The following is a 13,506-nucleotide window of genomic DNA, read 5'->3' on the forward strand; positions in this document are numbered from 1 at the left end:
CCGAGGCGGACGGTGAGCGCTAGGGTCCTACGCCACGAACGGGTGTCCACCGAACGAGTGATGGGGGGCTGCCGTGGCGCGGCCGCTGCTTCGAGGCGATCGCCTGCAGGCCGCCCGGGAGTCCGCGGGATTGAGCCGGGACGACCTCGCCGAACGCCTCGAGCTGTCGAGCCCCGCAAGAGTCCGCGTGTGGGAGCTAGGCCTGGAGCGTCCGCGGCCCCGCTTCGTGCCCCGACTGGCCGCCGCGGTGGGAATCGATCCGCTGCACCTGCTCGACGTCGATCCCGACGATCCACCGCTGGCGGCGCTCCGGCTGGCGGCCGGCCTGGCGACGAACGAGATGGGCGCACCGGGGGTGTCCGTCATGACGTACGTGCGACTGGAGGACGGCAGGCCCGGTACCGAGCCGACGGCGGACGCCGTCCATGCCGTGGCCGGATTGCTGGGTGTGGACGAGTCCCGCGTCCAGGCCGCGATCCGTCGCGCGCGCCGTGACCACGCGCCCTTGGCGTCAACTGGAGGTTGACCGGAGGATTACTGGAGATCTGGGGCTTTCCCTTCTGACGGTCTTTGGTGGTAATTTCCCGCAACCTCGTCCGGGAGGCGCCCGTGATCCGCAGGTCAGAGTCGCGTTGTGCGATGGCGGCTGGCCTCGGCGCGGTCCTGGAGACTGGACCGGCGAGCTCGCCGGCCGCGCTGCACGGCACCGCTTCGCGGGCGGTCGATGGGGTACGGGGCCGCATCGTCGCTCTCGCGTCGGTGCTGGCACTCGCCGCATGCGGAACGGACGGGGAAGCCACGGAGCAGACCTCGCCCCAGGCATCGGCCTCCGAGACCAGTGCGGCGTCCACCAGCTCGGGCCCGTCGATGAACCCTGACGAGGCGGCGGCCGCCGACGCGGCGATGGCCGTCTACCGGGATGTGACTCGGCTGGTCCAGGATGCGCGCCGCGACCCGACGCAGGACTGGCTGCCGGCCTACGCGCAGCTGACCGCAGACCCCTATCGGTCCGCCGAGCTGCTCGAGATCTCGGCTCTCCGGGATCGCGGTATCGCCCACACCGGCGAGGTGATCCACACGCCCGACGTCTTCGCTGTCGACCTTGCTGGTGGCACAGACGGAACCCTCCGCACAGTCACGATCCAGGACTGCGTCGACACCCGAGACTTCCCGGCCACGGTCAAGGCCACTGGTGACGTCGTGAGCGTCGATCGACCGCCGCACGTCGCCGTTGCCACGGTTGTCTTCTACCCGCCACCCGAGGACCGCTGGTTGGTCGCCACCGTCGACGTGCAGGACGAGACGTGCTGACCCATTCCTGGGCGCGTGCGGCCGCCGGCGTCCTGGCGACCGTCCTCCTCCAGGTCCCGGCCGCGGTCGCCACCGCCGCGCCCCAGGAGATCTGCCTGCCCTCCGGCTTCTGCTACATCGAGGACATCCGGCCGGCCGTGCCCAGTTCGCCCTCCACCGTCCCCGCCCGGGCTGCGGCGCCGGCACCGTCCGAGTGCACCTCGTCGAACGGTGCTGCGGTGCCCTGCTACCAGGACAACCTTGGCTGGTATGAGTCATCCAGCGGCTGCTACCTCAAGCTGATGGACCCCCAACCCCCTCCCGGCTCGCCGCTGTGGGAAGGGCATACGCCAGGGGACGGCGGTGCCCTCTACATCGCCAACTGCGGTGCGGCGGACGGCGGCTCGCTCGGTTCCACGGCCACCGGGATCGCCTGGCGTCGCGGGCCACCGGCCGCAGTCATCGACCCCGAGGTCCTCGCACAGCGCGCCATCGCCGCCATGCAACTGCAGCCGCCGCTACTGCGCACCGCACCCCCGCAGGCGTCGGCCAGCGGACTGGTCGGCCTCCCGATGTGGATGTGGACCGATCGCGCGGAGAACGTCTCCGGACCCATCACGCGCTCCGCTACCGAAGGGCCGGTCGCCGTCGAAGCGACCGGCGTGGTCTCCCGCATCGCCTGGGACATGGGCGACGGGACCACCGTCACCTGCGGCCTCGGAACGCCTCACTCCCCGGGTGCCGACGGCCCCTCCCCGGACTGCGGCCACACCTATGACCGCGCATCGGCCAACCACGTGCCCGGCGGCGGACCGTGGCCGATCACCGCTACGACCACGTGGACGGTCACCTGGTCCGGTGGAGGTCGCACCGGCACCGAAACGGTGCAGCTGTCCTCGACCGGCGAGCTCTTCGTCGGCGAGCTCCACGTGCTCAACCAGGCCGAGGAGCGCTGATGGCCAGGATGCGGACAGCCCCCACCGACGACGTCGTCGAGGGCAACGGCTGGGTGCCCCCACCACTGCCCCAGGCTCCGGTGCTCCCGCCACCACGACGCCGCCGGCGCCCCGCCCTGCTGGCCCTGGCGGTCGCCATGGTCGTGCTCGGTGCACTCGGTGCCGCCTACCTCGCCACCTCGCTCGGCCAGACGACGTCGGTGATCGCCGTCGCTCAGCCGGTCGCCTGGGGGCAGACGATCACCGCTGCCGATCTCGTGGAGGCACGCATCGCCGCCGACCCGGCCCTGTCCCCGGTCCCGTACACCGACCGCGAGCGGGTCATCGGCCGAACAGCAACAGCAGACCTCCTACCCGGAACACTCCTCACCCGCGACGCGACCACCGATCAGCGGCTTCCTCCGCCCGGTCAACAACTCGTCGGCATCGGACTGCCGGCCGTGCAGCTTCCGGGCACGCCGCTGCGACCGGGGGACGACGTGCTGCTGGTGCCTCTGCCGACCGAAGGTCAGGCGGCACCCACCGCTTCTTCGGTCACCGTGGCGGCCACCGTCGTCCGCGCAGGGGAGCCGGGCACGGACGGGCGGCGTGTCGTCGACGTCCTCGTCGACGAAGCCGACGGCCCAGACGTGGCAGCCCGCGCAGCCGCCGGGCTGGTCGCTCTCGTCGTGGTCGCAGGGGAGTAGGCGACCCACCGTGCTGATCGCGATGACCTCGGCCAAGGGAGCCCCCGGCGTGACCACCGCCGCGCTCGCCCTCGCCCTGTCCTGGCCCCGCCGCACGGTGCTCGCCGAGCTCGATCCGGCCGGCGGCGACGTCCTGGCCGGCTACGGCCGCGGCGAAGTCTCCGCAGGCGGGCTGGCCGAGCTGGAGCTGGCGGCGCGGCGTGGCGGACCGGCACGGCACCTGGAGGCGCACCTGCTGCAACTGGACGCCGGCGCGCGGGTGCGGCTGCTGCCCGGTCTGACCGACCCCATCGGCGCGCGGCACGTGGACTGGCACCGCCTGGCCGGGGCGCTCGCCGCGATCGACGGCGGCACGACGGACGCGCTGGCCGACTGCGGCCGGCTCGGCGCCGAGCACTTCCCCCGGGACGCCGTCCGGCGGGCGGCCGCCGTGATCGTCGTGTCCCGGTCGTCGCTGCGCGCCGTGCGCGCCGCGACCCACGCGGTCGCCGCGTTGAAGGCCGAGTCAGCATCGGGGGCGGGTGTCTGTGCGCTCGCCGCGGTCGTCGTCGCAGCAGGGGAGCCCTACGGCGAGCGCGAGATCGGCGACGCTCTCGGCATCCCGGTCCTCGGCGCGCTGCCCCGCGACGACAAGGCAGCGTCGGTGCTCAGCGACGGCGTACCGGCCGGTCGCTCCTTCCACCAATCGGCGCTGCTGAGAGGGGCGCGGGAGGTCGCCGCCCGCGTCGCAGAGTTCGCCGCCCGGCACGAGGCCATACTCAGCCCGCCGGCCCAGGTCCCCGCACCGGTGCACCCGATCGGACACGAGCATGTCCGCTGAGCAGCTCGACCTGGGGCGGTCCCTGCCCGCCGTCAGGCCGCAGGTCGACTGGCCGTTGGTGCGCCGACTGCACGAGACGACGGCGACCGCGCTCGCCGAGGAGCTCAAGCGACGTCCTTCCCTGGGTTCGGCCGCGGAGCAGGAGCTGGCTCGCACGCTCATCCAGGACGGCATGGACGCGCTGGTCCGAGAGCGCATGCGCGCGGGGCAGGCGGTGCCGTCCCCGGACGAGGAGCTGGCGATCGCCGAGGCCGTGTTCGCCGCCCAGTTCGGGCTGGGCCGGCTGCAGCCCTACGTCGACGATGCGCAGGTCGAGAACATCGAGGCGCACGGCTTCGACAACGTGTGGATCGGCTACGCCGACGGCCGCGACGTCCGCGTCGACGCGATCGCCGACTCCGACGAGGACCTGGTCCGGCAGCTGCAGCACATCGCCGCCCGGCTGGGCCGCGCCGAGCGCACGCTGACCACGGCCAGCCCGCTGCTGACCATGCGCCTCCCTGACGGCTCCCGGCTGGCCGCGGTGATCGAGACCGTGCCCCGCCCGCAGCTTGTGATCCGGCGGCACCGGATCCGCGACGTCGACCTCGACGACATGGTGGGGCTGCGCGCGATCGACCAGCCGCTGGCCGAGTTCCTGCGCGCTGCGGTGCGGGCCCGGAAGAACATCGTGGTCACCGGCGGACAGGGCGCCGGCAAGACCCTGCTGCTGCGGGCGCTGGCCAACGAACTCCCGATCGAGGAGAACCTGGCCACGATCGAGAAGCACTTCGAACTGCTGCTGCACGAGCTGCCCGACCGCCACCCTCGGGTGGTGCCGTTCGAGGCGCGCGAGGGCACCGGCGAGCGCGGCCCGGACGGACGTCGCCTCGGGGAGGTGACCCTGACCGAACTCGTCGAGCACGCCCTGGTGATGAACGTCAGCCGGGTGTGGCTGGGCGAGGTCCGCGGCGAGGAGGCCTGGCCGCTGATCGAGGTCATGGAGGCCGGCGAGGGTGGTTCGGCCTGCACCCTGCACGCCCGGTCGGCCCACCACGCCTTCGAACGACTGGCCAACCTGTGCATGCGCGGCCGGGGCTCGGTCACCCCCGAGCACGCCTACCGGTCCTGCGCCTCGGCGATCGACCTCATCGTGCACATCACCACGGTTGACGAGCGGTGGATCGGCGGGCAGCGGCACCGCTTCGTCAGCCAGGTCGTGGAGTGCAACGGCATGGGGGAGGGCGGGCGACCGGCGGTCACGGAGGTCTTCGCCGCCGGGCCGGATGGGCGGGCGACGCCCGCGCACGATCCGGTCGACCTGGCCGACTACGTGCGGGTCGGCTTCGATCCCGGCTGGCTCCGCCCCGGCCAGGAGCACTGGGCAAGCGCCACCGGGGGACGGCGGTGACCGGCGTGGTGCTGCTGGCCGGCGTGTGCGGCGCGCTGGTGGTCGGTGGCCCCCTCCTCGCCGCGCATGCGCTCACCGCCGATAAGCGGCCGGCGCGGCCTCCTCGCCGACGCCGCCCGGCGGCGTGGGCCGACGGGCCTACGACGCGCCGGCAGCGAGCGCTGTGGGCGGCGGGTGCAGCAGCGGCCGCTGTCGTGTGGCTGGCTTCGGGGTGGCCGGTCGGCGGGGTCCTGGCCGGGCTCGCGGTAGTCGGGGTGCCGTGGCTGCTGACGCAGTTCTCCGCCGGGAATGCGGCGGTGGAGCGGCTCGAGGCGTTGCAGGAGTGGGTGCGGCGCACCTCCGATGTCCTGGCCGCCGGCGGAGGGCTGGAGCAGACGCTGATCCGCTCGGCGCGAACCGCACCGGAGCCGATCCAGGTCGAGGTCGCGACGTTGGCTGCCCGGCTGCAGGCGCGCTGGTCCACGTCCCGTGCGCTGCTGGCCTTCGCCGACGACCTGGACGACGCCGCCGGTGATCTGGTGGTCGCCGCCCTGCTGCTCGGTGCGGAGCTGCGCGGTCCGGGGCTGGCCCGGGTGCTGACCGAGCTGGCGCACAGCCTCACCGAGGAGGTCACCATGCGCCGCAAGGTGGAGGCCGACCGCGCCAAGCCCCGGGCCAACGCGCGCTGGCTGTTGCTCATCACCGTCGCCGCCGCCGGGCTGGCCGCCCTGAACGGGGACTACCTGGCTCCCTACGGCACCGCGCTCGGGCAGCTGGTGCTGGCCGTCATCGCCGCCTTGATGGTCGGTTGCCTGCTGTGGATGCGCCGGCTCACGGCGGCGGCGCCGACGGTCCGCTTCCTCGTCGACCCGACGACGCGCGGCGGGGCGGCACGGGACCCGGAGGAGGTGCCGGCCCGGTGAGCGCGGCGCAGGTACTCCTCATCGGTTGCGGCGCAGCCGTCGGGCTGGGGCTGTTCCTGCTGCTACGGACCGCGCTCGTGATCGAGCAGCCGCGGCTGTCCGACGCGCTGGCCCGGTTGGACGGGCGCGCCCCGATCGGTTCCGTGCGACCTGTCGGGGAGGTGGGAGACCGCTGGGCGCAGGCGGCAGGACGGACCGGGTCGTGGGCCGCCGCTCGGCTGCCCACGACCGGTCTGCAGGCGCCGGGATCGGCGTTGGCGCTGATCGGCTGGACGCCGGCGGGGTACGCCGTCCGCAAGATCGGCATGGCTCTGTTCGGCGCGGCGTTTGTGCCGCTGCTCACGGCCGTCCTCGGCATCGTCGGCGTCCACCTGCCGGTCGTGGTTCCGGTGGCCGGATCGCTAGCGCTGGCCGTTGGCCTGTTCCTCGTCGTCGACCTGGTCGTGCGGGACCAGGCCGCCGAGGCGCGCGGCCAGATGCGCCGGGCGCTCTGCTCCTACCTCGACCTGGTCAGCCTCCGCCGGGACGCCAGCGAGGGCCCCACCATGGCTCTGGAGCGTGCCGCCGCGATCGGCGACGGCTGGGTGTTCGGCCGCATCAGCGACGCGTTGGTCACGGCCCGGCTCGCAGGCGACCCACCGTGGGAGGGGTTGCGCCGGCTGGCCGCGGATTCTGGTGTCGGGGAGCTGGCCGACGTCGCCGACATCGCGGCGGTTGCCGCCCAGGAGGGCGCGTCGATCGCCCCGACGCTCCGGGCCCGTGCGCAGTCCCTGCGCGTCCAGCTGCTGGCCGACGAAGAGGCGGCGGCCAACACCGCCAGCGAGAAGCTCACCGCCCCGGTGGCGCTGCTGTCGATCGCCTTCCTGCTGCTCTTCCTCTATCCCGCCCTGGCCCGACTGATGGCCACCTGACCGCCATGCCCCTCAGAAGGAGAGTCCGATGATGCCGCTGATGACCACCCTGACCATCCTCGCCGCAGCACTGCGCGACCGGCTCCGCGATCTGCGGGGCGAGCCGGAACGCGGCTCGCTGTCGGTGGAGCAGGTGATCATCACGGTGGCTCTGATCGGCATCGCCGTCGCGCTGGTCGCGATCATCGCCAACGCGGTCACCTCCCGCTCAGCCGAGATCCAGTAGCCCGCCCGTGGCCCGCTCCGCCAGCTCACGCGGCCCCACACCGCTGTCCCGGCTGTGCCACGTCCGTGGCCGCCGGACCAGCGGCGTGGCGCGCCGGCAGCTGTCAGGGGAACGCGGCGCGGCGTCGGTGGAACTGGCGGTCACGTTCCCCGTCGTGCTCCTGCTGGTCATGACGTTGATCCAGGCGGCCCTGTGGTTCTACGCCCGCTCGGTCGCCCTGGGCGCGGCCCAGGAAGGCGCCCGCGAGGGTCGGGTGCAGCCCGCGTCGACCGCACGCGCCCAGTCGGCGGCCGAAGGCTTCCTCGACCAGACCGCGGAGGATCTGCTCACCGGCCGGGACGTGACCGTGGCGGGCTCCCCGAGCAGCATCGAAGTGACCGTGACGGGCACGTCGATCAGCCTCTTCCCCGGCCTGTCCGGGTGGGCGGTCACCCAGAGCGCCGTTGGCCCCGTGGAACGGCCCACGCCATGAACGGACGGGCGGGGGATCAGGGCTCGGTGTCGGTCGAGCTGGCGTTGCTGACCCCGGCGCTGCTGTTGCTGCTGTCGTTCGCCGTCGTGGCCGGACGTACCCAGGTCGCTGAGGGCGCCGTCGCCGAGGCCGCCCGCGCGGCCGCCCGGGAGGCATCACTTGCCCGGGACGACGTCACCGCCGCCGCACTGGCCAGAGCCCAGGCGGACCGCACCCTGGCCGCCCAGGACCTGCGCTGCCAGAGCACGAGCGTCGACATCGACACCACCGGCTTCCAGACTCCGCCCGGCCAGCCCGGCGACGTCACCGTGTCGATCACCTGCGTCGTCGGCATGGCGGACCTGCTCGCGCCGGGCCTGCCCGGATCGGTCACCGTCGAGGCGTCCTTCACCAGCCCCGTCGACGCCTACCGCGAACGATGACCAGCCAGCGACGCCGTCAGCAGTCGGACGCCGAGCGCGGCGCGATCGGCGTCTTCCTCGTCGTCCTCGTCCCCGGGCTGCTGCTCATCATCGGCCTGGCCGTCGACGGCGGCGCCAAGGTGGCCGCCACCCAGCGCGCCAACGCCATCGCCGACGAAGCCGCCCGGGCCGGCGGACAGGCGCTCGACGTCGCCGCTGCCCTCAGCGGGCAGGTCCGCGTGGATCCGGCCGCTGCGGTCGCCGCCGCGCAGGACTACCTCGACCGCAACGACGTGGCCGGGGCGGTGACCGTCGTCGACGGCGACACCCTGCAGGTGACCACCACGATCTCCGAGCCCACGACCTTCCTCGGCCTGATCGGGATCTCCACGCTCACCGTGGAGGGCACCGGCACCGCCGACCTGATCACCGACCAGCGCGGGGGAGAGGGCCCATGACCACACCACTGTCGGCGCAGGAGCTGCTGCGCCGGCTGATCGCCGGAGTCCTGCTGGCGGCCGCGGTCGCCGGCGTCCCGGTCGCACTCTGGGAGTTCGGCGGCGCCTACCTGCCCGACGAGCTGCCCTCCTGGGAACAGGTGACCACCGCGCTGAGCCGCCCGGACACCGGCGCGCTCTTCCTCGGCCTGCTCGTGGTCATCGGCTGGGTCGCGTGGGCCTGCTTCGCCCTCTCGGTGGCCGTCGAGCTCGCCAGCCAGCTGCGCGGCCTGCCACCGATGCGACTGCCCGGCCTGGCGGCGCCGCAGCAGATGGCCGGCCTGCTCGTGGCTGCCGTCCTCGGTGTCGGCAGCGGACCGCTGCTGGCCGCTCCCGCCCTGGCCGGCCCCCCGATCGTGGCCGACCAGCCGGTCGGCCACGAGGAGCCGGCGCCAGCCCCTGCACCGCCCGTGGACACCCGGCCGACCGGGCCTGCAGCGGCCGGTCCCACGTACACCGTGGCCCCGCGCGACACCCTGGGTCGCATCGCCGCCCGCTACCTGGGCGACTGGACCCGGTTCGAGGAGATCCTCGAGCTCAACCGCGGCCGGCCCCAGCCCGACGGCGCGCTCCTCACCGACCCGGGGCTGATCCGCCCTGGCTGGACGCTGGTCCTTCCACCGGACGCACGCCTTCCCGAAGCCGGCGCGACCGCCGGCGAGGTGACGGTGCAGCCCGGCGACACCTTGGCCGACCTCGCCGAGCAGCACGGCCTGGAGCACTGGCAACCGATCTTCGACCTCAATGCCGGCGGACCGCTGCCCGGCGGCGGTCGATTCACCGACCCCGACCTGATCCGCCCCGGGCAGGTTCTCGACCTCCCGCCGGCCGCCCCCGCGGCCGCCGCCTCTCCGCCGCCGACCGGTCCGGAGCCCCCGGCCGACGAGCCGGCGCCGGACGAGGACGAGCCGGCTGCCCCAGCGGAGCCCGCCCGGACCCCGGTCGCCTCGCCGACACCGGAAGGCATGCCCGAGCAATCGGAGCAGGCGGCGGTCGACGCCGACGCCGACGGTGGGGATGCCGCCGAGAGTCCGTCGGAGCTGGCGGCCGTGCTCGCCGGCAGCGGGGCGCTGCTCGCCGCAGGTGTGGGCGCCGCCTGGCTGACGCATCGCCGCCAGCGGCTACGCCGCCGCCGGCCCGGCCGACGGCTGGCCCCCGTTCCGAGGACGCAGTCGGCCACCCAGACGGTCGTGGCATCGGCGGCCGACGAGGGCACGGCCGACTACGCCGCATTGGACCTGGCGCTGCGCGGCCTCGCCGTGCGGATCTCCGCCGATCCGGACGGGCGGCTCCCTGACGTCGTCGCCGCCCGACTCCAGGGCGGCCGGCTCGAGCTGCGTCTGCACGCTCCGGCTGACCGTCCTCCGCCGGAACCGTGGATCGCGGACGACACCGGCCTCCGGTGGTCGGCACGGCTCGACCAGGACACCGGCGTCGATCCCCAGGTGGCCCGCACCCGCCTGGCGCCGTACCCGACTCTGGTCACCATCGGCACCGACACCGCAGGCCGCTGGCTGCTGGACGTGGAACGGCTCGGCGGGGTGTACGTGACCGGACCGGCCGACCGTCGCGAGGACTTCGCCCGGCATGTGGCCGCCGAGCTGGCCGTCAACGGCTGGTCGGACCTGCTCACCGTTACGCCCGTCGGCTTCGGCGACGATCTGGTCGACCTGGCCCCCGGGAGGATCCGCCCGGTCGACAGCGCCGATGATGCCGGCCTGCATGCCGGTCTGGCGGAAGCCGCCGAGTCCGACGACGACGTGCTGGACGGGCGGCTACGGGCCGGAGCCGGAGACGGCTGGATGCCGCAGGTCGTGCTCGCCCCATCCCCGCCGGATCGGGACTGCGCACTGGCCGAGGCCGTCGCCGTCCTGCGGGCCCGCGAGCGACGCGGAACGGTCGCCCTGGTGCTCGGCGCCGAGCCGGAGCAGGTCAGCGACGAGTGGCTGCTCACGCTGACCGACGACGGGTCGCTGCTCGTCCCCGCACTCGGGCTGCGGCTGCCGGCGCCACAGCTCACCGTCCAGCAGGCCCGCGACATCGCCACGCTGCTGGCCTTCGAGCGCGACTCCGAGGACGCCCCGATTCCCGCCGCCGACGGCGACCGCCCCTGGCAGGTGCACACCGACGCCGCCGGCGCGCTCCACGGCGACCTGACCGGTCCGGACACCGCTGCACCACCGACCTCCGCCCCGTCCCCACGGCTCCGACGGGGCTCCATCACCGAGGCCGTCCCGCACTCGACGCCACCCACGCCGACCGGCGCTCCTACGAGCGCGCGGACGTCGTGGACGACCAGCGGTGCTTCCGACGTTCCGGGGTCTGCAGCGCCGGCCGACGTACGCAGGGAGGTCGAGGACGACCTCGCCCAACTCGACCGCGATCTCGCCGACTGGTGGTCGCCGGACTGCGCGCGGCCGCGGCTGACCCTGCTCGGACCGGTCGCCCTGCGCGCGCACGGTGACGAGGCGGCCGTCGCCAGGTCCGGGTTGCGGCGCCGCTACGAGGAGACGGTCGCCTACCTCGCCACCCGCCCGCACGGAGCCACCGCCGACGAGGCCGCCACCGCGCTGCAGCCGGCCCGCGGCGGCAGGACCGACCCCGTCAGCGCCCGCGCCTACGTCCACCGGGTCGCCGCGGGCGCTCGCGCCTGGCTGGGCACCGACCCCGCCACCGGTCAGAAGCACCTCAGCTCCGGTCACCGCGGCCGCTACACGCTGACCGGCGTGCTCGTCGACGCCGACCTGTTCCGCCAGCTGCGCGCCCGGGCCGCAGTGCGCGGCGACGGCGGCCTGCCCGACCTGCTGGCCGCTCTGCGGCTGGTGTCCGGCCCGCCGTTCGCCCAACGTCCAGCCGGCTACGAGTGGTTGGACGGCCTGGACCTGACGCTCACCGCAGCCGTCTGCGACGTCGCCCACCAGGTCGTCGCCACGGCACTCGCCGACGGCGACCTGGCCGCCGCCGCAACCGCCTCGGCCACCGCCCTGCTCGTCGCGCCGGACGACGAGCAGGTACTGATCGACGCAATGTGGGTGGCCTTCCACCAGGGGCACCGCGCCGAGGCCGAGACCTACGTCGGGCGCATCGTGGCCGTCCACGACGGTGAGGACGAGATGGACCTGCCCATGAGCACGGCGGAGACCATCAACCGCGCCCGCCGGCAGTTCCTCGACCGCGCGTCGTGAGGCCGCCGCACATACCCCATGACCAGGGAGCGGCCCGCCCACACGGGGCCGCAGCCTGGGGCGTGCGGGGATCCGTCTCCTGGAGATGTCGTACCGGCTGGCCACACTCGCGAGCGGGGGACCTGGGGAGGAAAGGAGTGACGCTGGTGAGCGTGGAGCCGATCGCCGCCGACCTCGATCTCGACGAGGTGGAGGCCGCGCTGCTGCATGCCGCGGTCGGTGACTACGCGGCCGAGGCTGCCGTGCTGCTGCTGGCCAACGACGGGTACTGGCCGGCTCGGCTGTGCGCCGCCGGCTTGGTCACGATCGAAGCCGAGCCGGTCGGCGGTCAGCTGTGGGCGCGCGTCGAATGGCCCGAGCTCGACCCCGCCCTCGCCCAGGGACGCCTGCACGGCAGCCAGGAGGAGCTGGCGGTGCTCCGGGTGGCGGTCAGCCTCGCCGACGGACGACCGGTCGACCTCGCCGACGTGGCGGTGGCGCTGGGCCGCCGTGCGCTCGAGCTGGTGTTGGCCGCGCTGGCCCACGCCGCCGGCAGCCACGATCACCGTGACGCCTCTCCGGCCGGCTCCGGCGCCGGTGCCGGCGTGCGGCTCGGACCGCTGGTCGCCTGGCCGGTGCGGGACTGACCAGCCATGCCCTACCCGTTCCGGCACGCCGTCGGCGCTGCACGGCACATGGACGGCAGGTGACCCCGCCCCATGAGGGGGCCGGACGTGATCCCGCACCCGGACGCCGTTCCGCGCGCGGGTCGACGCTCGTGGCGATGACAGGGCGGACCCGCGTCATCGATTGGACGTGGCACGGTCGCGGGGCTTCGGAGAAGCGGCCCGAGCAAGACGAAACCCCGGCGATGTGGCCGAGGCCAGGGATCGCTCCGGGGTCTTCACCGGCGAGTCTACGAGCGCCGGACTGACATGTCCACGTCCCCGCCGGGTGGCGGATCCGCGCCGGAGCCGATCGGTCATCCCTCACCCACCGCGCTGCTCGTCCAACGGCACCTGTCCGCGCCCCGGCTGGGAACCTATGCGCGCGCCGTGGGTGGCGACCTGGACCGCGCGGTCGAGCTCTACCTCTGGAACGCGGCGGTCGCCGGCGCGCTGTGGGAGGTGCTCGGCCACGTCGAAGTCGTGCTGCGCAACGTCCTGCACGATGCCCTGACCGCCCGTCACCAGCGGCTGGGTCGCGCCGGACAGTGGTACGACGACCCAGCTCAAGAGCTCGCCCAGCACGCCCGCGACGACATCACCCGAGCCAAGCAGCGGCTGCAGCGGGCCGGCGCCCCGCTCCTGCCCGGCAAGATCGTCGCCGAGCTCAACTTCGGCTTCTGGCGGTTCCTGCTCGCCCGCCGCTACACGGCCACCCTGTGGCCGGCCTTGCGGCCCGCGTTCCAGTACCTGCCCGGATCTGACCGGCGCCTACTGGAGGCCCCGGTCGCCCGGTTGCACGTGCTGCGCAACCGGGTGGCCCACCACGAGCCGCTGTTGTCCGAGCCCCTCATCGACCGCTACATCGACCTGCTCGACGTCGTGGGGTACGTCCACCCGCAGCTGCGCACCTGGCTGGACAGCCACAACCGCGTCCGCACCGCACTCGACGCGCGCCCCTGACCGGTAGCATCCGCCGGTCCACGGCACGGGTTCTCCGCTACTCCACCAGTCGTTCTCCGGCCCGAACGTCACCGCAAATGGGCAGACCGCGCCGGAGTGCCCGAGACCGCGGGAGGCCGCGAGCCTAGGTCGGCTGGAGAACTACTGGAGATCCGGTCGCCAC

15 protein-coding genes are annotated in these 13,506 nt (G+C 74.0%); all 15 read left to right on the plus strand.

Annotation, left to right across the window (positions count from 1 at the left end; translation table 11 throughout):
- The first annotated feature begins 73 nt into the window (after positions 1-73).
- The 15 genes from LBW97_RS10920 (at position 74) to LBW97_RS10990 (ending at position 13,343) form a co-directional block, all read left to right on the plus strand.
- Entirely contained in the window at positions 74-526 is a 453-nt protein-coding gene (locus tag LBW97_RS10920) for a helix-turn-helix transcriptional regulator (protein WP_040339420.1), read from the plus strand.
- A 113-nt stretch (positions 527-639) separates the two neighbouring features.
- Entirely contained in the window at positions 640-1,311 is a 672-nt protein-coding gene (locus LBW97_RS10925) for a hypothetical protein (RefSeq protein WP_040339419.1), read from the plus strand.
- Positions 1,305-2,246 (plus strand): hypothetical protein, encoded by a 942-nt coding sequence (locus LBW97_RS10930; RefSeq protein WP_051515983.1) that lies wholly within the window; start codon positions 1,305-1,307, stop codon positions 2,244-2,246. The genes LBW97_RS10925 and LBW97_RS10930 overlap by 7 nt, the downstream gene beginning before the upstream one ends.
- A complete protein-coding gene (locus LBW97_RS10935; protein ID WP_224499416.1) occupies positions 2,246-2,932 on the plus strand; it encodes an SAF domain-containing protein in 687 nt (228 codons plus the stop codon). The genes LBW97_RS10930 and LBW97_RS10935 overlap by 1 nt, the downstream gene beginning before the upstream one ends.
- Before the next feature lie 22 nt (positions 2,933-2,954).
- Complete coding sequence (locus LBW97_RS10940) at positions 2,955-3,752, plus strand: hypothetical protein (protein ID WP_207147024.1); 798 nt, start codon at positions 2,955-2,957, stop codon at positions 3,750-3,752.
- Positions 3,742-5,142: a CpaF family protein gene (locus tag LBW97_RS10945; protein WP_040339418.1), complete on the plus strand. Its 1,401-nt coding sequence runs from the start codon at positions 3,742-3,744 to the stop codon at positions 5,140-5,142. The genes LBW97_RS10940 and LBW97_RS10945 overlap by 11 nt, the downstream gene beginning before the upstream one ends.
- Positions 5,139-6,044 (plus strand): type II secretion system F family protein, encoded by a 906-nt coding sequence (locus LBW97_RS10950; protein ID WP_200491653.1) that lies wholly within the window; start codon positions 5,139-5,141, stop codon positions 6,042-6,044. The genes LBW97_RS10945 and LBW97_RS10950 overlap by 4 nt, the downstream gene beginning before the upstream one ends.
- Positions 6,041-6,955 carry a type II secretion system F family protein gene (locus tag LBW97_RS10955; RefSeq protein WP_040339416.1) on the plus strand — a complete coding sequence of 305 codons (915 nt, stop codon included), beginning with the start codon at positions 6,041-6,043 and terminating at the stop codon, positions 6,953-6,955. Before LBW97_RS10950 ends, LBW97_RS10955 begins: the two co-directional genes overlap by 4 nt.
- A gap of 40 nt (positions 6,956-6,995) precedes the next feature.
- Entirely contained in the window at positions 6,996-7,181 is a 186-nt protein-coding gene (locus LBW97_RS10960; RefSeq protein WP_224499417.1) for a hypothetical protein, read from the plus strand.
- Between the two features lie 7 nt (positions 7,182-7,188).
- Positions 7,189-7,653, plus strand: a complete 465-nt coding sequence (locus LBW97_RS10965; RefSeq protein WP_224499418.1) for a TadE family protein — start codon at positions 7,189-7,191, stop codon at positions 7,651-7,653.
- Between the two features lie 26 nt (positions 7,654-7,679).
- A complete protein-coding gene (locus LBW97_RS10970) occupies positions 7,680-8,075 on the plus strand; it encodes a TadE/TadG family type IV pilus assembly protein (RefSeq protein WP_231486908.1) in 396 nt (131 codons plus the stop codon).
- Complete coding sequence (locus tag LBW97_RS10975) at positions 8,072-8,512, plus strand: hypothetical protein (RefSeq protein ID WP_200491654.1); 441 nt, start codon at positions 8,072-8,074, stop codon at positions 8,510-8,512. Before LBW97_RS10970 ends, LBW97_RS10975 begins: the two co-directional genes overlap by 4 nt.
- A complete protein-coding gene (locus LBW97_RS10980) occupies positions 8,509-11,736 on the plus strand; it encodes a LysM domain-containing protein (protein ID WP_224499419.1) in 3,228 nt (1,075 codons plus the stop codon). The genes LBW97_RS10975 and LBW97_RS10980 overlap by 4 nt, the downstream gene beginning before the upstream one ends.
- Positions 11,737-11,882: 146 nt before the next feature.
- On the plus strand, positions 11,883-12,362 hold the full coding sequence (locus tag LBW97_RS10985) for a hypothetical protein (RefSeq protein WP_200491655.1): 480 nt from the start codon (positions 11,883-11,885) through the stop codon (positions 12,360-12,362).
- Positions 12,363-12,650: 288 nt separating this feature from the next.
- Positions 12,651-13,343, plus strand: coding sequence for a hypothetical protein (locus LBW97_RS10990; RefSeq protein ID WP_224499420.1), 693 nt, complete (start codon positions 12,651-12,653; stop codon positions 13,341-13,343).
- Positions 13,344-13,506: the final 163 nt, after the last annotated feature.

The sequence above is a fragment of the Blastococcus sp. LR1 genome (assembly GCF_020166105.1).
Taxonomy (GTDB): Bacteria; Actinomycetota; Actinomycetes; order Mycobacteriales; family Geodermatophilaceae; genus Blastococcus.

Coding starts and splice junctions, on each gene's coding strand:
- LBW97_RS10925 (WP_040339419.1), top strand. CDS start 640: ATGGCGGCTGGCCTCGGCGCGGTCCTGGAGACTGGACCGGCGAGCTCG.
- LBW97_RS10935 (WP_224499416.1), top strand. CDS start 2,246: ATGGCCAGGATGCGGACAGCCCCCACCGACGACGTCGTCGAGGGCAAC.
- LBW97_RS10990 (WP_224499420.1), top strand. CDS start 12,651: ATGTCCACGTCCCCGCCGGGTGGCGGATCCGCGCCGGAGCCGATCGGT.
- LBW97_RS10975 (WP_200491654.1), top strand. CDS start 8,072: ATGACCAGCCAGCGACGCCGTCAGCAGTCGGACGCCGAGCGCGGCGCG.
- LBW97_RS10980 (WP_224499419.1), top strand. CDS start 8,509: ATGACCACACCACTGTCGGCGCAGGAGCTGCTGCGCCGGCTGATCGCC.
- LBW97_RS10960 (WP_224499417.1), top strand. CDS start 6,996: ATGACCACCCTGACCATCCTCGCCGCAGCACTGCGCGACCGGCTCCGC.
- LBW97_RS10940 (WP_207147024.1), top strand. CDS start 2,955: ATGACCTCGGCCAAGGGAGCCCCCGGCGTGACCACCGCCGCGCTCGCC.
- LBW97_RS10945 (WP_040339418.1), top strand. CDS start 3,742: ATGTCCGCTGAGCAGCTCGACCTGGGGCGGTCCCTGCCCGCCGTCAGG.